This is a genomic window from Desulfosporosinus shakirovi (assembly GCF_020595055.1).
GTDB lineage: Bacteria > Bacillota > Desulfitobacteriia > Desulfitobacteriales > Desulfitobacteriaceae > Desulfosporosinus > Desulfosporosinus shakirovi.
This window is the reverse complement of the sequence record NZ_JAJDOO010000039.1, coordinates 1-20,595: the sequence shown is the minus strand read 5'-3', so window position 1 is coordinate 20,595 and position 20,595 is coordinate 1. Positions and strand designations below refer to the sequence as shown.

Genomic DNA, 20,595 nt, shown 5'->3' with positions numbered 1-20,595 from the left:
AGTACCAACCATTGCCATAAACGTAACCTGGTGTATTATATTCATTTAATCTCAAGAATTTAAATAATTTGGTTGGTATGACAAGTACAAATCAGTCGACGCCTTGCTTACATACTCTCCAGAAGTATGTAACTCCGTTGGAGATGTAAGGTTATAGCTAAGGTAAAAATACATTGATTGGTTAACTTTAACATTACTACACGTTTCAGTCCACTTTTCGCCAGTACTAACCACAGTTGTCACAGCCCAACCAACACGGGAACTATTGTATTGACCGTCGCTTGAAACAGGATAGTAAACCCTATTCCATCTATAACCATCAGCACTCGTATAAATATCGCTCCAATTATCCAATATATCTGCATCATAAGGTTCTTGACCGATTATCGGATAATTAATTCCACCTGCCATTACCTTTCGATCTTGTTCTAATGATGTTTGTTCTATTGCTTTTGTACTAAGCACTAGAAGGCCCGTAGCTATATTCATAGCTAATGCAGGGTTAATATTATGCCAAGGTACTGAAAAATTGTCTTGGTCCTGCAAGTCATCAAATATATCCAGCGAAAGAATCATAAGCTCAACCGCGGCTGCCGCTTGAAAGATGTCTTTAGACTGACCATCAAACATTGCAAAATAACAAGCTGACTAAACGGAAAGTTGCCTTCCATTTTAAATGTAATGAATTCTGACATATAGCTATTTAGTTCTTTTACCGCAAAATAGTCATTTACTAATTGTAACATTGCTTGTCTGATAACGTCCCGATCCTCTTGCATAAAAATGTTACCTCCTATTCCACGCAAAAAGACAAAAAATAAAGTGCATACCTCCTATAGTTCTACTCAAGCTTACTCACATCTTTCAGAACTATCCTGAAGATATGGCAAAATCATCGGCGGAACCGATCTATCCTTTTCGCGATCTTTCAACCATTGATGGCTTTTATTAACCTGATCATTACCCAAGGCTAAAAAGGCATTTCTCTGAAGAACGCCCTTACCACGCCATCCCGCTGCGGTCACTTTATAACGTTTTATAAACTCGCCTTTGGTTAAATTAAGAGTTTCGAGTAGATTAACCCCTCGACTGTGTGGAATCGGGGCTGTAGATAGACTGGCAGTTAGATCTGCAGACAACCATTCCTTCCCCAGCCAGTCTTGATTGTGCGGGCACACCTCTTGACAAGTATCGCAACCAAAAATTCGCAACCCAAAGAGGTGCTGCTCTTCAGGAGTAAGCACCTCTTTGCTCTGAGTCAGATAAGAAACACATTTATTAGCAGCAAACGGTTCTTTGCCCAGAATCTGGGCAGGACATGCCTGAACACATTTTTGGCAACTCCCGCATTGTCCGGGGGGTAAAGGCTCATCGGGTATAATCTCTTGATCTAAAAGAAGCAGGGCAAGGACCACAAAAGAACCCTGCCCTGGAATTATCAGTTGTTGGTTCCGGCCAATCCAGCCAATCCCTGCACGCAACGCAAAGGCACGCTCAACTAAAGGTCCTGTATCCACTTGTGAGCGAGTTGATCCCAGCCAACCATTCTTAACCATAGTGTCAATTAGCTGATTGATTTTCCGAAAAACAACTCGGTGATAGTCCTCCCCCACTGCCGAGCGCGTAATGATACCTTCTCCTTCTTGGGGAGGAACCGTTAAAGGAAGCGGAAAAGCTAAGGCGGCGACCGTCCGACAATCTTGCCAGACTGCCTGAGGATCAATCCTTTGTTGAATTTCCTTGCTTTCAAAAGGTGTCATCAAACTCTGATCAATTCGCACTTGTAACAACTGAGCCAGTCTATCAATGGGCTCAGCCGTGGTAAACCCAACTGAGACAAACCCCAATTCGTTTGCCCATTTTTTTATGTTCATTTTCCACATTGTTTGTTCAAGTATGTCCATGGGCTTTCCTTCCCGAGTAATTTTCTCATTACGCTCTTAGTCACTTCTGTCTCAAATACACATTTTCTCGTTTATGTTTAATGCTCGGTTCACCCAGAGCCGTTTGGGACCAATAGACGTTTAGGCTTTTTTGGAGTTGAAGAATACGTTCCTTATTCCATTATACCATACCTTAGATTTGGGAAACCATAAATTAACAATCACCATCTGGTTTTTACACATTCTGACACAAAAACATAAAACCATTGCTAACTACAATGGTTTTATGTTTTAAAGAAAATCCTCTATTCATCTTAAAGTATGCTGGAGAGTTCACTTTGACGCCCTAAAAAAGGCATAGGTCATTGGATCCCCTTCTTGAAGGATCTCCCCGGCCGTAACATCCCCAAGAAATAACGTATGGGTTCCGGAATCTAACTGCCCAGTAACTGTTGCCTCCATGGTTACAAGTACATCGTCAAGTAAGAGAATTCCCGATTCTCCGCGACGAACTGCTACCCCCTCAAACTTATTGACATCCCGACCTGTTCGGTACCCAAACCCACGCGCATAGTCATGACCCGTTTGACTTAATACTGAAACCCCAAACTTGCCACTCTTCTGAATTAACTCATGAGTATAGTTTTGTTTATTAATCCCAATAGCTACTTTTGCGGGGTCAGATGTAATTTGAAAACAGGTGTTTGCACATTGCCCGTTATCCTTACCTTCAGCGTGAGCCGTAATAATATAGAGACCATAGGAAATTCGATAAAGTGCTTGACGAATTGCAGATGCTTTATCTGGCTGAACGGTTACCGGCTTAGGAACTGATTTCACTTCTGCACCAGCTACCTTCTCATCCGTAACTAGTTCAAAGTAACTCGCATCATACCCGCAAATTGGACAGGTTTCTGGCGGATTCTCTCCAGTATGTATATACCCGCATATGGTACAACGCCAACGTTTTTCCATTAATTAACACCGCCCTTCATTGAAATTATTATAACTTGATAATTCATCCAGGTCAAGATGTTTATAAGCTGCATTCACTCATTTAATATTAAGGATGATACCGCTCCTGCTTTTTGGAAGACCTGACTGGTTCCAGGCTACTGGCGAAAGCCATACTCGAATAGGACGGCTAGCGTATCGCCCTGGGATAACAAGGTATCAGTGGTGCCACCTAGCGGTATAAGGAGTCTGACCGGAGCAAAAAAACTTGTATTCCTCTTCCAGAAATTGCGGATCATTCAAGAGATATTTAGTATCCATCATAATCTTTTTGCGAACTTGTTCTTTAAAATGACCAAACCCTTCCCCTTCAAGCCCTTTTTCACGGGCAAATTCCTCAAAGAATCCCCATTCCAGAAGACGGGCTCGCTCAGCCAAGAAAATACAGGCATTTCGGATTTCACCCTGAATCCCGTCAAGCCGGCTTAAATTCTTTTCGGCATCCTGCTTACCCCCAAGAAAGTCTGCCTTCCACAAGTCGAGTAAATTCTCCACCCTTTGCGAGTTAAAGTTCTGCCCGTTCCACCCGACATCCCAGGCAAAGTGACGAGCTTTCAGATGAATTTTAGTATTTTGCATTTCTCCCTTTAATTCACTCATAAAGGTTAATGTCCCTAACATATGATGTCCTACTAAAAAGTGAAGTTCTCCTTCCCCTTTACTCCCCCCTGGAAGAACCATCGTCCAGCGAAAACGAGACAAGAATTCCTTAACCAAACGGGCACTTTCCTTTTCGTGCTGTAAAAAGTGCCGTTTCCCCTCCTGAACCATTTCAAATTGTTTCTTATGCGCAGCTCGCACGAGTTTAATGCGTTTTACGACAATGGTATCCTGGTAATTATCTAATCTTCCCCCGTGGACCTCTACTTCTCTATCGATCCATTTCTCCAAGCTTTTCCCAACCAACTTGAATTCATTGACCATATAGCCCTGAGTTGTCGATTTAATTGTTCCCCAGGCATAGCATTCCCGACTGGCAGTTTCCCATTTCCCCATATCATGTAATAAGGCCGCTAAACGCAAGAGTACTCGATCGGGTGTATTTTTCACCACATGCCGGGTATGTTCCCAGGCATCTTTAGTATGATATCGATTTTGTACAAGTCCTTTTAGCCTAGCCAGCTCAGGGATATACAGTTTAAAATATCCCAAATCATCGAGGAGGCCTAAAGCCTTGTCGATCTCTTCAAGAATAAGGATTTTACCTAATTCCTCTGTAACTCGTTCCACGGAAACACCTTGGATTAAGGAGATGCTGTTGTATGCTGCCTGCCAAGTATCTGGCTCAATTACACAATCATAACGGACAGCTAAACGAATAAGACGCAAAATCCTAATGGCATCTTCGTGGAAACGGGCCTCCGCCCGTCCGCATGCTTCCAGTCTTCTTTCCCTCAAGGCTTTAAGGCCATTTAAGGGGTCTTTCAACTCTCCGGTTTGAATATCTTGATAAATTGCATTCAGCGTAAAATCTCTGCGCAGGGCGTCTGTTTCAACGTCTCCTGAAAACACCGATATATCTACTCGGTCTTTTTCTTGAAATAGGCTAACCGTCGGCTGATGAGCCCCAATTATGTGGGGAGTGTATCCCCAATCAGACAGCTTATTCTCAATCTGCTCAAGGGAAAGGGTCGTAACCGCATCCACATCTTTTGAGGGAATTCCTAACTGCGCATCTCGAACTGCGCCGCCCACAATATAGACAGGGCTAAGATCACTGAGTCTTCTCAAGACCTCCTGTTGAAATGGTGTTCCGATCATGAAATCCCTCCGATCATAATCCCAACGGCTTTATCATAAATTCACTTGCTTAAATTATAGATATTTTTCCCATCAGATAATTTTCTACTCCTAAAGATAAACCTCGTCCATTAAGTAACAAAGGCGAGCCCTTAAAGGACTGCGCCCAGTTAACAAAGCACTGAAATTTTCGGTCCAATCTTAATATGCCATGAGCTTTCCGGACCATATTCCCCATCCAGATCAGATTTTATGGGGCGATCGGTTAGTATCGTAAGTTCTGTGGTCTGGAATTCTTTAATCTTTTCAGCACTTACTTTTTCTCCCCGCAAAACATTTAAGAGCAGTCTGATTGTTTCAGGCCAACCTGCCGCCGGTACAATTAAAACTTCCAGTAATCCGTCAGTAAGAGAAGCTTTTGGCACTAGCTTTCTGAGTCCCCCCACCGAGTGGCCATTTACAGCTAAAAATAAGACGACTTCGTCTGTAAATTGTTGTCCATCTTTCTCATACTCAATGCGAAAGGGTCGAAAAGAAGGAAGTGTTTCTATCCCTTTAAGAATGTAAGCTAATTGTCCAAGGGTATTTTTAACACGAGTATCCACTTTTTGAGATACATCCGTTAATAGCCCCGCGCTGGCTACATTAACAAAATAGCGATCATTGACCTGGCCTGTATCCATTCTAAACACATTTCCCTTAGCGATAACCTTGCACGCTTCAGGAATGCTTTTAGGTAAATGCAAGGCGTAGGCTAAATCGTTTGCGGTTCCAACAGGTAAAATCCCAAGTGCAGGACGTTGATCTTCCGGAATCTTTAATAGACCGTTAACCACTTGATGAATACTGCCATCCCCTCCAGCAATAACGAAACGATCGACATCACTGCTACGGGACGCGATTTGTTCCATATCTTCCGGGGAACATGCTCGATGTACACACACCTCATTGCCACTTTCTTGAAAAATGCGAATGACAGTATCCAGTTGCACCGTTAGTTTCCGTCTTCCTGCATAGGGGTTATAGACTAATCGTAATCGTTGACCCTTCATGAAATCAATAATCGACTCCTTATCCAGATTATATGATAGCTAAGTGCCACTAATCTTCCAAATTCTATCCGGTTGAGTGGCACTTATTCTATTATAATGTCTTCATAGCCTTAAGCCTTTAAATTTTCCGGGTTCAAATTCTCAAGTTCCGGCAAGACAAAGCGCCCATCTTTTCGAACTAACCTATCGTCAAAGTAAATCTCACCACCGCCATAATCCGGTCTCTGAATACATACTAAATCCCAGTGAATAGCAGATTTATTTCCATTATTACACTCATCATAACAGGATCCCGGGGTAAAGTGGAAGCTTCCATCAATTTTTTCATCAAAAAGAGTGTCTTTCATAGGAGTACTAATAAATGGATTGACTCCGATGGCGAACTCTCCAACATATCTTGCTCCCTCGTCAGTGTTAAAAACAGACTCTATTCGTTCCGTATCATTGGCAGTTGCTTTAATAATCTTTCCGTTTTCAAAGTCTAAAACAATGTTATTGTAAGTGAACCCTTGATAAAGTGATGGTGTATTATAACTAATCCGTCCATTCACGGAATCTTTTAGAGGAGCACTGAATATTTCCCCATCCGGAATGTTAAGGTGTCCATCGCACTTTATGGCTGGCATTCCTTTAATAGAGAACTCCAAATCTGTTCCGGGACCAACAATACGCACTCGGTCTGTCTTCTCCATTAACTCTTTCAACGGATCCATTGCCTTTGACATCTTTGAGTAATCCAAATTACACACCTTAAAGTAAAAGTCCTCAAAGCCTTCAATGCTCGAATCTGCCAGCTGAGCCATTGCAGCATTTGGATACCTCAACACACACCACCGTGTATGCGGCACTCTTTGCTCTGTATGTACGGGTTTTTGGTAGTTAGACGAATAAGTTTTTATGCATTCACTGGGAAGGTCAGCCCATTCATTGACGTTATCTCCCCCCCTGATTCCGATATAAGCTTGCATTTCCTTCATGCGCGCCAAATCCCAACGAGTCATTGCTTGGGCCTGTTCCAAAGAGAATTCTTTTAATAGTTCACGTAGTAGGGTATGATTAATAGTAGACACAAAGGGCACTCCACCTGCCTTATAAGCATAACGCACTAAAGCTTGGGCGAGGGGAATATCCGGACCAATTACTTCAATGAGGATTTTTTCACCTGGCTGAAGTCCAATTGAGTATGTTATTAAGGAATCCGCAAGTTCTTCTATACGGGAATCTTTCACTTTAAGTCCTCCTTACAAGCGTTTTAATAGACTTTTATTATTATTCTGCACCCTGCTTAATTTTTCTTTTGATCCTATTAAAAAGTATGTTCACTCAAAAAAGGTTTTACTCCTTGAATTCAATGAATTGCAAAAACCGCTAGGAGGAAATATGAATACACCACCTACTCTTTGGGAATATCGTCTCCAACCAGAAGACTCTGGTCATAAATATCTGTCCATTTTACTCCACAAATTTCACTTTTCGGTCAAATTACTCCAACGCTTGAAACAAGGAGAACGGGTTTGGGTTAATGGAAATTTTTCCTATTTAACTGCGCGAGGGAAAGAAGGAGATATGTTATCCCTGCAGCTTTTTTCCGAGGAAGAAGCCAGCATTCCTGGTGAAAACTTGCCCCTGGATATTCTTTATGAAGATGACTACCTGTTAGCTGTTAATAAACCTGTGGGTCAGGTGGTGCATCCAAACCGACGTTACCCCACCAACACCTTAGGTAACGCTGTCATCGGCCATTGGGAACGCAAGGGGGAAAATCGCCTGTATCGTCCAATCCACAGAATAGATCGAAACACCTCAGGAGTCGTCGTCATTGCTAAAAATCAATTCGCCCATCAACAATTGGCTTGGCAACTGGAGCGAGGACATATTCACAAACGATACCATGGTTTTGTTCAGGGAGTTGTCCAGGAAAATCAAGGATCTATCGACGATTCCATCGGTTTTGCCCCGAATAGCTTTATCAAACGCCAGATCCATCCCCATGGTATGTCGGCTCGGACACTTTTCCGTGTCCTCCATCGCTATACTAGCGCTACTTTTCTTGAATTCATCTTAGAAACCGGACGTACCCATCAAATCCGAGTACATTGTGAAGGTTTTGGGCATCCATTAATCGGGGATGACCTGTACGGTGGAACACGGATTTTTTTTCACCGTCATGCTTTACACTCTTCAATGTACGCCTTTCTGCACCCTGCGACTGGCCTTCCCATCGTAATTCGCGCTCCCTTTCCTAAGGATCTTCGCGAGTTAATAATTAAGTTGCGAGGTTTCGATATCTAATGAATAATTTCATGAACTCTCCCAATTTGCCCATCAACAAGTCTGACTTTAATTCCTCTCGTGTGAATCTGGGATTTTGTCAATATATCTTTGACGACTCCTCGGGTCAGCTTCCCTGTTCTTTGATCTGTTTTTAAAATGATATCAACAGTTGCTCCCGCATAAATATCTTTTCTGTTCTGCCCGTTCATATGATGCTCCTTTACGTTATTAAACGATAGATCACGATTGAAGGTACCTATAACTGAACTGTCATATTTATCTAATTCCTTAATTATATACTATAATCCCCTAATACCCTACTGATATCTGCATTAAGAGCTTCTACCCTAAAGTAAAACTTTAACGGGCAGAAGCTCAATGCTTTATATAACATGAATTTTATGGCTGTTTCTTCAACAGATCCCTAATCTCTGTAAGAAGCTGAACTTCCACACTAGGAGTTGATGGAACAACCGCCTCTTCTTTAATCTTTTTCCTTTTTAAAGAATTCATCAGCTTAATAATGAAGAAGATCGCACAGGCAACAATGATAAAGTCAAATGTCGTTTGAATAAAGTTGCCAATATTTATGGTAACGGCTTCTTTAAGCCCTATTTTCAGATCCGTAAATTTTACGCCTCCTATTATAAGCCCAATCGGAGGCATAATAATATCGGCAACAAGAGAGGATACAATTTTTCCGAAAGCACCCCCTATAATGATCCCTACCGCCAGATCTACCACATTGCCCCTTGTAGCAAACTCCTTAAATTCCTTAATAAAGCTCATGAAACTACTCCTTCTTAAAGTCTGCGTTCCCGTACGTGGAACTCCGAACTTTACTAACATTAAAATTATATGTCTGACTTGTTTTTAATAATTTGGGGAAACTAAATTATAGCTTTATAAAAAGGAGGCTGTTTAGTATGGGTTTTTTTTCAAAGATGCTATGGCAAATGACTAAAGTTAGAAATTGGTTTATGTTGAGGTTTATAATTATTCGCAAACGATGGAAGATTTAAACCTTCCTCGTTCTTTGCTCGGTCAAAACTAAGGGACTATTCTTTGTAATAGCAATAGTATGTTCATATTGAGCTGAAAGACTGCCATCAGTTGTTCTGGCCGTCCACTTATTAGGATCAATCTTAAGATGATACGAACCTATATTGATCATGGGTTCAATGGTAAAGACCATACCTTCGCGAAGTCTCTCCCCTCTGTGCGGTCTCCCATAATGCGGGACCTGCAAATCTTCGTGCATGATTTGCCCAATACCATGACCCATAAAGTCCCGCACCACGGAAAATCCTTGCTCTTCGGCATGACTTTGTATGGCATGGGAAATATCACCGATTCTATTACCAATGATTGCGGCTTCTATGCCAAGATAGAGGCATTCCTTTGTAACCTTAATCAGCCTTTCAGCTTCCTTGGATATTTGACCCACCGGATAAGTCCATGCTGAATCTGCCAGCCACCCCTGAAGATTTACAACCATATCAATTTTCGCAATATCCCCGTCTTTCAGAGAATCCTTAGTCGGAAATCCATGACATATTTCATCGTTAACCGAAGCACAAGTAGCAAAAGGATACCCTTTGTATCCTTTTTGCTCGGGAGTCGCCCCATGTGACCGGATAAACTCCTCAGCAAACTGATCAATTTCCAAGGTTGTTATTCCCGGACGAATTAAGTCTCGAATCTCTCGGTGGCAGGCTGTTAAGATCTTTCCGGCTTCCTCCATATATCCAATTTCTTTAGCAGTTTTCATAATTACCACTTTTTATTTCCTCCCCGAATCAAGTCTTTAAAAAATTCTCTATCCTTTGTTGAGACTGGTTTACAAATATTATCATTACTTCCTATCGATTATTGTTATCCAAATACTGATTATAATACTTTATCGAGAAAAGTCCACAATCCATAAACAGGATTGTGGACTTTTCATTGGAATTTAATGTTTAACCTTTATTGGAACCCCCTTGAAAGACTCTCATCACCAGTTTTAGCAGTTCGCTAAAAATAACAATGCTAAATGTGAAACCAATGATTTTGAACCATATAGTCAGGTCAAGGGGAACTGTCTTAAACACGTTTCCACCGTACTGAGTTACCAAGACCTGAACGAGGAAGGTTAAGAACACAACCCCTACCATCATTTTGTTTTTAAGAAGATTAGGGAAAATGCTCCTAACTCCAAACTCCCGGCTGTTAAAGGCATTCCATAGCTGGAACAATACAAAGGAAGTAAATACGATAGTCGATTGTTGTGCCGCAGTACCGCCGAGCAGTTGGGTGTCCATGAGCATTATCAAGGCAGCTACTATAAACAGACCGTTTGAAACGATTTTCAACAACATATCCTTAGTAACAATCGATGCATTTCTCTTAATTGGCTGCTTTTCAAGTAAATGCTCTCTTGGCGGTTCTAAGCCTAAGGTTAAGGCAGGAGGACCATCCATGATAATGTTTACCCATAATAATTGTAAGGTTGTAAAGGGCATTGCATATCCCATGACTTCTGCTAAGATTACCGTCACAAATGCGACAACATTAACTGTAAGCTGGAACTGAATAAAACGTTGGAAGTTTTCGTAAATTCCACGCCCCCACTTAATAGCCTTAACTATAGTGGAGAAAGAATCGTCTAACAAAACGATATCCGAAGCTTCCTTAGATACTTCCGTTCCTGCAATTCCCATTGCAACTCCGACATCAGCCGCTTTTAAGGCAGGTGCGTCATTGATCCCATCACCAGTTACGACCACCGAAGAATTGAGCTCCTGTAAGAGCTTGACAACTCTCATTTTAGCTGTTGGGTTTGACCGGGCAATTACCACAATGTTGGGAAGTTTACTCTTCAATTCTTGATCACTCATGGCGTCAATATCGGTAACTTCTAATACCAATGAGTCATTCTTGACGATTCCTAATTGAGTAGCAATTGCTCTCGCCGTGTTAATGTTGTCTCCCGTCAAAATTTTGACCGTTATGCCTGCTTGACGGCAATGATTAATTGCTTCTTTGACATCTGAACGCAAGGGATCTTCAATTCCCACAAAGCCTGTAAAGATTAGATCCTTTTCTACATTATAGATGTCTTCCCATTGTGGTTCTTGACTAAAATCATTGAAAGCAAACGCTAAAACTCTTCTTGCATTATCCTGAAGCTTCTTTATCTTCGCTTCAATTTCATTGATATGGTCTTGAGTCATTGGGATAACATCACCATTATAAAGAATCCTATTACAAATGCTTAACACCTTTTCAGGTGAACCCTTCGTATAGAGTCTGTAGCCTTTTTCCATTTGGTAAGCTGTCGACATCATCTTTCTGGCAGAAGTAAAATTGTATTCACTAACGGGCTCACTATGCTCTTTACGATAATGGAGATAGTTGATATTATTCTTATCTGCACAGACAAGCAGGGAACATTCCGTAGGATTTCCCAAGAATTCATATTTTCCATCTTTATTCGAAATATCCGCGGTCGAGTTTAGACAGAAATTCTGAAGCATTTCATCATTGCCCAGCTGATCAACCGGAGCATCTTTACCGTCAGCCCATACCTCAACCACCGTCATCTTATTTTCCGTCAATGTCCCAGTCTTATCTGAACAGATGACATTCACAGAACCAATTGTTTCGCAGGCAATAAGCTTCCGAACCAAGGCGTTATTCTTAGCCATCTTTTGCATATTGAAGGCCAGGGTAATAGCAACCATGGTTGGCAACCCTTCAGGGACTGCCGCGACGATTAGGGCTACAGAAGTTACAAATGCATCTTTGATGCCTGGCAATGCAGCTCCTAAATTATCAAACACCAAGATCCCCTGGTTATACATCTTGAAGACCTCGAAAAGAAAGATTCCAGCTGCCACAATCGACCCAATAATAGATATTCTCTTTCCGAGATCTGCTAGCTTTTGTTGAAGTGGGGTCTCTGAATTTAATTCTCCCTTTAATTCATCCGCAATCTTACCCATCTCGGTCCCATCGCCAATAGATATTACGATGGCAATGGCCCTTCCCTCGATAACCATAGTCCCTGAATATAACATATTTTTGCGTTCTGCAAGGGGGCAATTCTCTCGTTCGATTTTCAAGGTATTCTTAGAAGACGCTTCGGCTTCACCTGTAAGCATAGATTCGTCAATTCCAAGACTTGATGCATGAATTATTCGAGCATCAGCAGGAACTTTATCTCCCGTTTCCAGATGGATAATATCCCCAATCGTGAGGTCACTTTGTGAAAGTAACACAATTTCTCCATCTCGAACTACTTTCACATGAACATCTTCACTTAACTTCGACAGGGCTTCAAAGGCTTTATCTGATTTACCTTCTTGAATAATGGAGATTGATGTTGCGATTAGGACGGCAACAAAAATCCCTAAACCGTCTGCGATATGACCCATCGCTAGGGATATTAACCCGGAAATTAAAAGGATAAGAATAAGAGGTTCTTTCAAACTATCAATTATTTTTACAAAGACACTTTCCTTATCTTTTGGAGTAAAAACATTCTTTCCGTACCGTTTGATTCTCGTCTCAGCTTCAACTGCTGATAGTCCGGTCTCTTCATTACTCTTTAATTCAGAGATGACTTCTTCGACTTCCTTTTGGAAAAAGTCCACAACATAGTCCTCCTTATTTTTTATTTTGGCACCTTATAATTCATCCTATAGTATTTACGAAATAACCACTCCTTACTTTTTGTTCTTGCAACTTGTTTCAAGTAACAAAAAAGACTTTTAACACAGCCATAATGGCCATGTTAAAAGTCTCGTTACCTCAAACGGTTTACAAAAACAGGTAAGTCACCTTACCGGGTATGTTGCTTTTGTAATTCAACTACTCCCTCTTAACAAGGATAAGTGTACCTCAAATATTATTGCTTGTCAAATATGACACGATATTCATTCTGCCTAATCTGATAGATTCTAAGTGTAACTCAAGATAACTCTTTAATACTTTTCACTAAGGCCCCTATAAGACGATGAAACCCTTGAGGGTTTTGGGCAGGCACTCTGTATTGTTTGTTAATCTCTAACTGCACGGCTGGAATTCCCAGTTCCCGTGCTGCATAATTAGCGACAGTGTTGGGCCCAGAAGCGGCAAAGTGATCGTGTGAAATTTGAGATAATCCAAAGTTCTGAAAGTTCCGTTCTAAAATTCCCAGTATCCTTGCCTTACCTAAGAGATTTTTTCCGCTATTTGTTCCTAAATCGACATCAAATAGCCTTTCACGAGCAGCACCATGGATGTCAATCACCAACTTCACTTTTTTTATATTACAAAAATCAGAGATTTTCTCTTTATAGATACAAGAATCATCAACGTTAGGGTCCCCACCATAAAGCTTTGTTGTTGCTATTGCATGACATCCGGTAAGCTTATTTAGAAGGTATACGATGGAGCCTGTAAATTGATCGGACATTTTAATCTTCTTTTGCCTGTAATGTCTAACCGCATGTGGTGCAGAAACTAAAATAGGCAGTTCCCCAACTGACAACCAAAAGGGGTCCTCTTGCTTAGGATTAACTCGTCTGTCTGTTTTGTAAAAATGGACTTTCTCGGCGTTTACTGCTTCCTCATTTAGGCGCGCACGGCTAAACTCTTTTAGAACTTCTTCATGTTTATCCATAATCGACCCCCGGTTCTTATTTTACAAATAGTCGGTCCGCGCCATGGGTTTCTGACTTCTGTCAGGTTCCTTACGAAGTATTAATCGGATTTTTCATTTTTCTTATAGCCTGTAACAGTTAATTGCGCTATTAAGTCCCTCTGTTCATTAAATACATCAACTCTATAATTAGCAATTTTATGGGAACCCGATACTTCTCTGGCCTCCGCTGTTAATGATCCCCCTTTGAGAGCTTTGAAATAGGATATATTGGCATTGATTGCAACTGTTATTTGCCCATAAGCATTAGCTGCAGCGGCAAAAGCAAAGTCCGCCAAGGTGAAAATCGCTCCCCCTTGAATGATATCAACTCCATTTAAATGCTTCTCAGTGATATCCATTTTAGCCACAGCGTATCCAGGCTGAACTTCAAGCAGATCTAGGCCAACAAAAGTTGCAAACCTGTCATTTTTCATAAGTTTTGTCAGTTTATTATTCATGACCATCTCTCCTCTAACCTTCAACTAAATTGTCTTTCTATCCACATAGCCTAAACTTTACGTTTTTTAAAGAATATTCTTTGTTTCGAAACACGACTATCGAACATCCAAACGAGTTCATCTACCAGTATAGATTTTTTTCACAGTTACAGCAACGTATCTTCGACGTATATTGTCATTGTGAATAGGACCTTGAGCCTAGACCCTTAGGGCTTTATGTCTATACTATTTACGTCTAGTCAATGATACTATGTACTAAGATTTGATGAGTTACGGAGGGATCCTTTTGCTGTGGCACAAAATTAATACAAAGAAACAAAATCTTATCATTATCGGTGGAACGATTATTTTATCTATTATCATCGTTGGAATTACAAACTTTATCGTCCACTTTGAATAATATAAAAAGGGTCTACAAGTATAAAGCAACCCCCTCAAGAAAAAGGCTCAGACCGCCATTTATCTTAGGGGGTTTTGTAATGTCAGTTTTCAATTGGATCAAAGCCGAAGGGTTGTATAAAAATTAATAAGTCTCTTCAAAAACCTCGAAATGTGCCTGCGGATGGATACAAGCCGGACATTCATCCGGTGCACCGGTTCCTTCATGAACATAACCACAGTTTCCACACTTCCAAAGTTTTGTTTCTTCCTTTTTAAATACTTTACCATTCTTTATATTTTGCGCAAGTTTATTATACCTTTTTTCATGCCATTTTTCAGCAGCGGCAATCATCTTGAATGCGGCTGCAATTTCGGGAAAGCCTTCTTCTTCAGCAACCTTGGCGAATTCAGGGTATAGTTCATTCCATTCTTCATTTTCTCCACCAGCTGCGGCAACTAAATTATCAAGAGTCGTACCCTGCGCAACAGGAAAGGAAGCACTGATTTCTATTACGGCTGGAAGCTCGCTCTCTAAACCTGCCAGCAAAAATTTATAGAATCTCTTGGCATGCTCTTTTTCATTATCAGCCGTCTCAATAAAGATATTTTTAATTTGCTTATAACCTTCTTTGTCAGCTACTGATGCATAATAAGTATAACGGTTGCGTGCTTGAGATTCTCCGGCAAACGCCTTTAATAGATTTTCTGCTGTTTTTGTCCCTTTTAAATTACTCATTCTTAAAACTCCTTCATCTTACTTTCTTTAAGGATTCTTGGCATTATTATGAACACCATTGAATAACCTTATTGCCGAACAACACCATAAGTTAATTTAAAATAATTATAAATACATTATATTTCTAAACACTCGCTCCGTCAATATCCAAACTTTATATTCTTATAGTAAAATAATTAGTTGGAGCCCATTATTCACTCATATTATTCTTAAGCGCTTGAAAATCTAGAATTTCAACTGCAGTCAAGTGGAAATCAATAACCCCTTCATCCCTTAGTTTACCCATTTCCCTTGACATAGAAGGACGAGAAACATTAAGAAAGTCTGCTAGCTCATTTCGATTTAACGGTAAAACTATCTTTTCGCTTCCAATCTTCTTAGATTGATCCAGTAAATAAGCACAGATTTTTGCGCGGATGCTTTTGATAGTCAAGTATTCAACCTTCTTGTTTAACAAGATTGCTCTTTCAGAAATTATTCGCAAAAAGTTTTGTATGAAAATTCTGTGCCAGCTACACATCCTTTCACAATCGCCGATAATTTTCCCTCTAGGCAGGAAGAGTACTTCACAAGCTTCTTGTGCTTGAACAGTTGCAGGCCATGTCATTACACTTGAAAATGCAACTATTTCTCCGAAAATATCCCCTTGTTTTAAAAGTGTCATTACACTTCTATTCCCCGCCGCATTTTCTTTACTCACCGTCGCTGAGCCTTTAAGAACGATTCCAATGCTTTCATATTTGTCTCCACCATTAACAATATAATCACTTCTTTTATAATGGCCTACTATAGGCTTTAAACAATTTAGCATGGCTTCTATATCTAGTCTTTTTATTCCTTGAAATAAGCTCACTTCTGAGATTTTTTCCAAATATTTTTCATACATCTCTTTTACCGCCATATTCTGTATCCTCAGATACCGACTTAGTTCCTTCATTGTAATATAATGAACCTGTCAAAACAAATTATTACAAGGAGGTTATAACAATGCTAAGAAAGATTATAAAAATAGATGAAGAAAAGTGTAATGGCTGTGGTCTTTGTGTCACCGCTTGCCATGAAGGTGCATTAAAGCTGATTGATGGCAAAGCCCGCCTGGTTTCGGAAAGTTACTGTGACGGTCTTGGAGACTGTCTGCCTGAGTGCCCAACCAACGCCATCGTCCTTGAGGAGAGAGAAACGGTTGAGTATGACGAAGAAGCAGTCAAGAAACATATGGACAAGAAACACATGGAGAATAATAAGCCCCAAGCCGAGGCTACTATTCCCTGCGGTTGCCCAGGTACTCATGCGAAACTACTTACCAAAAAACAGCCGGACGCAACACCTGATCTCTCAGCAGAAAACTCACAATCTCAGCTTGGTCAATGGCCATGCCAGTTAAAATTAGTTCCAGTGTCCGCACCCTATCTGGATAATGCACATTTACTAATCGCTGCCGACTGCACTGCTTTTGCTTATCCAAATATTCACCAAAAGTTTATGCGCAATAAGATCACTTTAATTGCCTGTCCCAAACTGGACGATACGGATTATTCAGAAAAGCTAACTGCGATTCTAAAACAACATGAAATTAAAAGTGTGTCGATTGTAAGAATGGAAGTACCTTGCTGTGGCGGTATTGTTCAAGTTGCGAAAAAAGCTCTTTTAAACAGCGGAAAAATGATACCCTGGAGTGTCGTCACAATTTCAACAGACGGAAGAATTATCGAAGATTGATCATTCAAATACCGAGTTTCAAAAACCCACCGCAAATAAGCTTGCTGTGGGTTTCTTTTCGCCGATTATTACTTGTTGCCATACTTATCCGATAAAAGCCGACTGCCATTACCAATGTTATCCATATCATTTTCCCTAATAATCGTGACAAACGCCTCAACTGGTATGTTAAGTGTTTCGCTTGCCTTTGAAGCCAGTTCTTTAACTAACTTTGCCTTCTGTTCCTTTGACATTTTACCTGCATCAATAGTAATTACGGGCATTATAATCTTACTCCCTTCTACTTGAACCTAAGACATCTCATTTCCAATATATGCTTGTTCTTTTCTTACAACTTTATAACATTAGCCAACTTTTTTAGTAAGTTTAACGGCAGTACCATAAACAAGGATTTCCGCTGCCCCTTGCATAACATTCGAAGTTGCAAAGCGTATATTAATAATGGCATTAGCCCCAAGCCTTTCAGCTTCCGCCACCATTTTACCTGTGGAAATTTGTCGGGATTCATTGATCATTTCACTATATTCTTTAAGCTCTCCGCCGACAATCTGTCTAAAAACGGACAATATATCTTTTCCAACGTGCTTTGCTCGAATGGTACTTCCTTTGACCAAATCTAAGGACTCGCTCACATCATAACCAGGTACATAATCAATATTTGTTAAGATCACTCTTTTCTGCCTCCTTATCTTTAACCCTTTCATTTATTAATAGTATTAACAATAATCCGCCACTTATCACTGATCCAACAATGGTTACACCTATTATAACAGGAATCAATTCAGGAGAAATAAAAGCCATTCCCATTACTCCAAAAAAGTATAAGGCTATACAGAATACAAGTATCCAGCTAAGGAGTTTAATCATTAAAATCCCCCCTCAATCCAAATTATCTCCATTATGTTATATAATATCACATTAAGATTTACTTCCTCTAAACAGAAGGGGGCTCATCACTGTAACTTTAGTGCGGCATCATTCCTGATCAGGCTTCCATCCTTTTTTTCTATGAATTCCATCACAAAAGGGACGGTTTTCAGAAAGTCCACAACGACACAAAGCAATCCTGCTGCCTTCCTTTAAGGGCTTTCCATCAAGGCCAATTACAACTATAGGGCCTTCAATAAGTAATGGTCCATTGACACTCACCTTTATTTTTACTGCAGGTAGGTATGATTTTTCAAAGTCAATACTGCCTACCCCATCAGCGATTTGCGCATCGACCTTAGACCCTTCAGGAAGAGAATATCTTAAGGCACCTGATGGACATTTATCGATAACCCTTATTATTTCCTCCGGTTCCGCGCCCTCCACATTAACCCAGGGGCGTTGATCCAAATTGAACACTTTCGGTAAAAGCCTCAGGCATGTCCCTGGATGAGCACACAATTCGGGAAACCAATGTACAATAACATGTTCATTACTATACTTCTTCATTAAACCACTCCCTCGTGAATATTTTAATTTGTTCATATATTCTATCATATAACATACTTTATTTTACAAATTTATTTACATTTATTATCTCAGTCGGTATTAATTGTATTAATTCAGGGCAAATTTCTAACCATTTAAAGATGGAAAATCTCTAAATAGTGCTTTAATCTTATTGTTTATAATCTGCGGATCTACTGATCTCACTACTCTATCCGCGACTGCATACTTTAGTTTTAACGTTAATATTCTGTAAACGCTTTGATCTAACCTATCCATTGAAATGTTCCCATTCTCTGCAGCCTTTTGAATTGCTTTAATGACCGCCTCCTCCTTGAGGTAGTCATGGCATACTAAGACAATATCGCTTCCTGCATTGATTGATTCTACTGCAACTTCACCAATATCATAATTATTTACTACTGCCCCCATGGTAATATCATCTGTAATGACTACGCCATTAAAATTCAGATCTTTACGTAAGAGATCTGAAATAATCTTTCGTGAAAAAGATGCAGGATTTTCGGGATCAATCTTTGGCAATAAAATATGAGCCATCATGATTGCCTCTACATTATTTTCGATAGCTGCCTCAAAAGGCACTAAATCCAGACTATTTAGCCTATCTATATCATGATTTACAGTTGGTAACCCGACATGAGAATCAACTGAAGTATCACCATGTCCTGGAAAATGTTTAACAACCGATATAATTTGCCGTGACTGAAGTCCCTTCATCGTTTGTATTCCGAGTTTTTTCACAAGACTTGGCTCATTACCAAATGCTCGATCCCCTATCACAGGATTTTTGGGGTTACTGTTCACGTCTAAAACTGGTGCAAAATTCATATTTAAACCAAAGGATTTTAGTTCATCTCCAAGAATACCGCCTAACTGATAAGAAAGCTCACTGTTATTGAGCTCTCCAATCCGTTGACTTGCTGGTATCTTCATAAACTCGCCTGGCATTCGCGAAATCCTGCCACCCTCTTCATCAATAGCTAAAAATAGTGGCATTTTGTTAACTGTATTTGTATCTTTCAAAGAGTTAATTAGGGCTAGCATCTGTTTAGTATCCTTGACATTTTGCTTTAGCAGAACAAAACCACCGACATGATGGTTTTTAATCAGTTGGATAGAATTAGCATCGTTTTCGTATCCGTTAATCCCCACCATTACTAATTGCCCGACCTTTTCCTCTAAGCTCATCGTTTTAATCTGAGCTTGAACAGGATCAGTTGCAATATTACCATAGGAATTATTATCTGGTGGCATGTTCTGGCCTATTTGGTCTGATGGTTTCAACCCATTAATTATTCTGCTATTTAATATTCCTGCATATCCTATGATACTCGCCGCTACCACGGCAGTTATTAAAACCAGGTATCTTTTACGCATTTTTCTTTGCTTCCTTCCTATATAATGTTACTAATAATATTACTAATTAATATTCCTTCAAGGTTAAGAGAAGACGTACAGGAAATAGAAATCGACAGGCGATCATAGCTAAATGCCTGTCAATTTCTATTATCATATCGAATTTTTTTATTTTTAAACTCTAAATAAAAAAACCGCACCTAATGGTACGGTTGACTATTTTCATGGAGCGGGTGAAGAGAATCGAACTCTCGTAACTAGCTTGGAAGGCTAGCGCTCTACCATTGAGCTACACCCGCAAAATCGTGGTTCAAGGATCGATTCAGTCGTCCTCAAAAGTAACACTCTACCTACTATATATGCATATGTCCGTGGTCCGTGCTATTGACCTTGAAGTTCTGCATTTGGTCGAACTTCGAACTACGAATATCGAATATAGTAGCAGGGGGGATTTGAACCCTCGCAGCAGTTACCCACTCTAACGGTTTAGCAAACCGTCCTCTTCAGCCACTGAGTACTTCTCCACAGATCTTTTAAATTGGTGCGGAAGACGGGACTTGAACCCGTACGGTGTTACCCACACGCCCCTCAAACGTGCGCGTCTGCCAATTACGCCACTCCCGCATTGCTGGAGCCATTGACCGGGATTGAACCGGTGACCTTATCCTTACCAAGGATACGCTCTACCAACTGAGCTACAACGGCATTCCTTTTATTATTTAATTTTGGTGCGCTCGGAGAGATTCGAACTCCCGGCCTTCTGATTCGTAGTCAGACGCTCTATCCAGCTGGGCTACGAGCGCAATTTTGGAGCGGGTGACGAGATTCGGACTCGCGACTTTCACCTTGGCAAGGTGAC

At 40.4% G+C, this 20,595-nt stretch carries 21 protein-coding genes and 4 tRNA genes; 2 read left to right on the top strand and 23 right to left on the bottom strand.

Translation table 11 applies throughout. From position 1 onward, the window contains the following. Positions 1-51: 51 nt before the first annotated feature. The 6 genes from LJE72_RS22065 to LJE72_RS22040 all read right to left on the bottom strand — a co-directional run bounded on the left by LJE72_RS22065 (position 52) and on the right by LJE72_RS22040 (position 6,918). Positions 52-630, bottom strand: coding sequence for a hypothetical protein (locus LJE72_RS22065; RefSeq protein ID WP_229250135.1), 579 nt, complete (start codon positions 628-630; stop codon positions 52-54). A gap of 221 nt (positions 631-851) precedes the next feature. Then, a complete protein-coding gene (queG, locus tag LJE72_RS22060; RefSeq protein WP_229250134.1) occupies positions 852-1,904 on the bottom strand; it encodes a tRNA epoxyqueuosine(34) reductase QueG in 1,053 nt (350 codons plus the stop codon). 312 nt (positions 1,905-2,216) lie between these two features. Further along, entirely contained in the window at positions 2,217-2,858 is a 642-nt protein-coding gene (locus LJE72_RS22055; RefSeq protein ID WP_229250133.1) for a flavin reductase, read from the bottom strand. 198 nt (positions 2,859-3,056) lie between these two features. Then, positions 3,057-4,658, bottom strand: a complete 1,602-nt coding sequence (locus tag LJE72_RS22050) for a tRNA nucleotidyltransferase/poly(A) polymerase family protein (protein ID WP_229250132.1) — start codon at positions 4,656-4,658, stop codon at positions 3,057-3,059. 149 nt (positions 4,659-4,807) lie between these two features. Further along, the gene (locus LJE72_RS22045; protein WP_229250131.1) at positions 4,808-5,689 is read right to left on the bottom strand and encodes a diacylglycerol/lipid kinase family protein; all 882 of its coding nucleotides are present in this window, start codon (positions 5,687-5,689) and stop codon (positions 4,808-4,810) included. A gap of 110 nt (positions 5,690-5,799) precedes the next feature. Continuing rightward, entirely contained in the window at positions 5,800-6,918 is a 1,119-nt protein-coding gene (locus LJE72_RS22040) for an aminopeptidase (RefSeq protein ID WP_229250130.1), read from the bottom strand. Between the two features lie 151 nt (positions 6,919-7,069). Between LJE72_RS22040 and LJE72_RS22035 the strand changes: the two genes are divergently transcribed. Continuing rightward, positions 7,070-7,981, top strand: coding sequence for an RluA family pseudouridine synthase (locus LJE72_RS22035; RefSeq protein WP_229250129.1), 912 nt, complete (start codon positions 7,070-7,072; stop codon positions 7,979-7,981). Here LJE72_RS22035 and LJE72_RS22030 read toward each other — a convergent pair. The 8 genes from LJE72_RS22030 to LJE72_RS21995 all read right to left on the bottom strand — a co-directional run bounded on the left by LJE72_RS22030 (position 7,978) and on the right by LJE72_RS21995 (position 16,092). Beyond that, positions 7,978-8,172, bottom strand: coding sequence for a YwbE family protein (locus LJE72_RS22030; protein WP_229250128.1), 195 nt, complete (start codon positions 8,170-8,172; stop codon positions 7,978-7,980). The two genes, LJE72_RS22035 and LJE72_RS22030, sit on opposite strands and share 4 nt — an antisense overlap. Positions 8,173-8,362: 190 nt before the next feature. Next, a complete protein-coding gene (gene mscL, locus LJE72_RS22025) occupies positions 8,363-8,752 on the bottom strand; it encodes a large-conductance mechanosensitive channel protein MscL (protein ID WP_229250127.1) in 390 nt (129 codons plus the stop codon). 229 nt (positions 8,753-8,981) lie between these two features. After that, positions 8,982-9,743: a type I methionyl aminopeptidase gene (map, locus tag LJE72_RS22020; RefSeq protein ID WP_229250126.1), complete on the bottom strand. Its 762-nt coding sequence runs from the start codon at positions 9,741-9,743 to the stop codon at positions 8,982-8,984. A gap of 181 nt (positions 9,744-9,924) precedes the next feature. Further along, complete coding sequence (locus tag LJE72_RS22015; RefSeq protein WP_229250125.1) at positions 9,925-12,600, bottom strand: calcium-translocating P-type ATPase, PMCA-type; 2,676 nt, start codon at positions 12,598-12,600, stop codon at positions 9,925-9,927. Between the two features lie 317 nt (positions 12,601-12,917). After that, complete coding sequence (locus tag LJE72_RS22010) at positions 12,918-13,610, bottom strand: N-formylglutamate amidohydrolase (protein ID WP_229250124.1); 693 nt, start codon at positions 13,608-13,610, stop codon at positions 12,918-12,920. A gap of 80 nt (positions 13,611-13,690) precedes the next feature. Beyond that, positions 13,691-14,089 carry a PaaI family thioesterase gene (locus LJE72_RS22005; protein WP_229250123.1) on the bottom strand — a complete coding sequence of 133 codons (399 nt, stop codon included), beginning with the start codon at positions 14,087-14,089 and terminating at the stop codon, positions 13,691-13,693. Between the two features lie 523 nt (positions 14,090-14,612). Next, positions 14,613-15,206, bottom strand: coding sequence for a rubrerythrin (gene rbr / locus LJE72_RS22000; protein ID WP_229250122.1), 594 nt, complete (start codon positions 15,204-15,206; stop codon positions 14,613-14,615). 190 nt (positions 15,207-15,396) lie between these two features. Then, positions 15,397-16,092: a Crp/Fnr family transcriptional regulator gene (locus LJE72_RS21995; protein ID WP_229250148.1), complete on the bottom strand. Its 696-nt coding sequence runs from the start codon at positions 16,090-16,092 to the stop codon at positions 15,397-15,399. 101 nt (positions 16,093-16,193) lie between these two features. Between LJE72_RS21995 and LJE72_RS21990 the strand changes: the two genes are divergently transcribed. Next, complete coding sequence (locus tag LJE72_RS21990) at positions 16,194-16,925, top strand: ATP-binding protein (protein ID WP_229250121.1); 732 nt, start codon at positions 16,194-16,196, stop codon at positions 16,923-16,925. Positions 16,926-16,993: 68 nt separating this feature from the next. Here LJE72_RS21990 and dmpI read toward each other — a convergent pair whose 3' ends face one another. The 9 genes from dmpI to LJE72_RS21945 form a co-directional block, all read right to left on the bottom strand. Continuing rightward, positions 16,994-17,188 (bottom strand): 4-oxalocrotonate tautomerase DmpI, encoded by a 195-nt coding sequence (gene dmpI / locus LJE72_RS21985; RefSeq protein ID WP_229250120.1) that lies wholly within the window; start codon positions 17,186-17,188, stop codon positions 16,994-16,996. An 81-nt stretch (positions 17,189-17,269) separates the two neighbouring features. Next, positions 17,270-17,596 carry a YbjQ family protein gene (locus tag LJE72_RS21980; RefSeq protein ID WP_229250119.1) on the bottom strand — a complete coding sequence of 109 codons (327 nt, stop codon included), beginning with the start codon at positions 17,594-17,596 and terminating at the stop codon, positions 17,270-17,272. Next, complete coding sequence (locus LJE72_RS21975; protein WP_229250118.1) at positions 17,577-17,792, bottom strand: hypothetical protein; 216 nt, start codon at positions 17,790-17,792, stop codon at positions 17,577-17,579. The genes LJE72_RS21980 and LJE72_RS21975 overlap by 20 nt, the downstream gene beginning before the upstream one ends. A 108-nt stretch (positions 17,793-17,900) precedes the next feature. After that, on the bottom strand, positions 17,901-18,362 hold the full coding sequence (locus LJE72_RS21970; RefSeq protein WP_229250117.1) for a (4Fe-4S)-binding protein: 462 nt from the start codon (positions 18,360-18,362) through the stop codon (positions 17,901-17,903). Positions 18,363-18,488: 126 nt separating this feature from the next. After that, the gene (nagZ, locus tag LJE72_RS21965) at positions 18,489-19,757 is read right to left on the bottom strand and encodes a beta-N-acetylhexosaminidase (RefSeq protein ID WP_229250116.1); all 1,269 of its coding nucleotides are present in this window, start codon (positions 19,755-19,757) and stop codon (positions 18,489-18,491) included. A gap of 204 nt (positions 19,758-19,961) precedes the next feature. Beyond that, positions 19,962-20,035: transfer RNA gene (locus tag LJE72_RS21960), tRNA-Gly, on the bottom strand. A 240-nt stretch (positions 20,036-20,275) separates the two neighbouring features. Continuing rightward, a tRNA-Leu gene (locus LJE72_RS21955) sits at positions 20,276-20,360 on the bottom strand. Between the two features lie 5 nt (positions 20,361-20,365). Then, positions 20,366-20,441, bottom strand: a tRNA-Thr gene (locus LJE72_RS21950). 21 nt (positions 20,442-20,462) lie between these two features. After that, positions 20,463-20,539: transfer RNA gene (locus LJE72_RS21945), tRNA-Arg, on the bottom strand. Between the last annotated feature and the right edge of the window lie 56 nt (positions 20,540-20,595).

What these genes read in the sequence shown, in the direction of transcription:
- rbr (WP_229250122.1), bottom strand. Translation starts at nt 15,206, where the DNA reads ATGAGTAATTTAAAAGGGACAAAAACAGCAGAAAATCTATTAAAGGCG.
- mscL (WP_229250127.1), bottom strand. Translation starts at nt 8,752, where the DNA reads ATGAGCTTTATTAAGGAATTTAAGGAGTTTGCTACAAGGGGCAATGTG.
- LJE72_RS22010 (WP_229250124.1), bottom strand. Translation starts at nt 13,610, where the DNA reads ATGGATAAACATGAAGAAGTTCTAAAAGAGTTTAGCCGTGCGCGCCTA.
- LJE72_RS22045 (WP_229250131.1), bottom strand. Translation starts at nt 5,689, where the DNA reads ATGAAGGGTCAACGATTACGATTAGTCTATAACCCCTATGCAGGAAGA.
- LJE72_RS21970 (WP_229250117.1), bottom strand. Translation starts at nt 18,362, where the DNA reads ATGAAGAAGTATAGTAATGAACATGTTATTGTACATTGGTTTCCCGAA.
- LJE72_RS21995 (WP_229250148.1), bottom strand. Translation starts at nt 16,092, where the DNA reads ATGTATGAAAAATATTTGGAAAAAATCTCAGAAGTGAGCTTATTTCAA.
- LJE72_RS22035 (WP_229250129.1), top strand. Translation starts at nt 7,070, where the DNA reads ATGAATACACCACCTACTCTTTGGGAATATCGTCTCCAACCAGAAGAC.
- LJE72_RS22065 (WP_229250135.1), bottom strand. Translation starts at nt 630, where the DNA reads ATGTTTGATGGTCAGTCTAAAGACATCTTTCAAGCGGCAGCCGCGGTT.
- queG (WP_229250134.1), bottom strand. Translation starts at nt 1,904, where the DNA reads ATGGACATACTTGAACAAACAATGTGGAAAATGAACATAAAAAAATGG.
- LJE72_RS22050 (WP_229250132.1), bottom strand. Translation starts at nt 4,658, where the DNA reads ATGATCGGAACACCATTTCAACAGGAGGTCTTGAGAAGACTCAGTGAT.
- LJE72_RS22005 (WP_229250123.1), bottom strand. Translation starts at nt 14,089, where the DNA reads ATGAATAATAAACTGACAAAACTTATGAAAAATGACAGGTTTGCAACT.
- LJE72_RS21975 (WP_229250118.1), bottom strand. Translation starts at nt 17,792, where the DNA reads ATGATTAAACTCCTTAGCTGGATACTTGTATTCTGTATAGCCTTATAC.
- LJE72_RS22055 (WP_229250133.1), bottom strand. Translation starts at nt 2,858, where the DNA reads ATGGAAAAACGTTGGCGTTGTACCATATGCGGGTATATACATACTGGA.
- dmpI (WP_229250120.1), bottom strand. Translation starts at nt 17,188, where the DNA reads ATGCCCGTAATTACTATTGATGCAGGTAAAATGTCAAAGGAACAGAAG.
- LJE72_RS22030 (WP_229250128.1), bottom strand. Translation starts at nt 8,172, where the DNA reads ATGAACGGGCAGAACAGAAAAGATATTTATGCGGGAGCAACTGTTGAT.
- nagZ (WP_229250116.1), bottom strand. Translation starts at nt 19,757, where the DNA reads ATGCGTAAAAGATACCTGGTTTTAATAACTGCCGTGGTAGCGGCGAGT.
- LJE72_RS21990 (WP_229250121.1), top strand. Translation starts at nt 16,194, where the DNA reads ATGCTAAGAAAGATTATAAAAATAGATGAAGAAAAGTGTAATGGCTGT.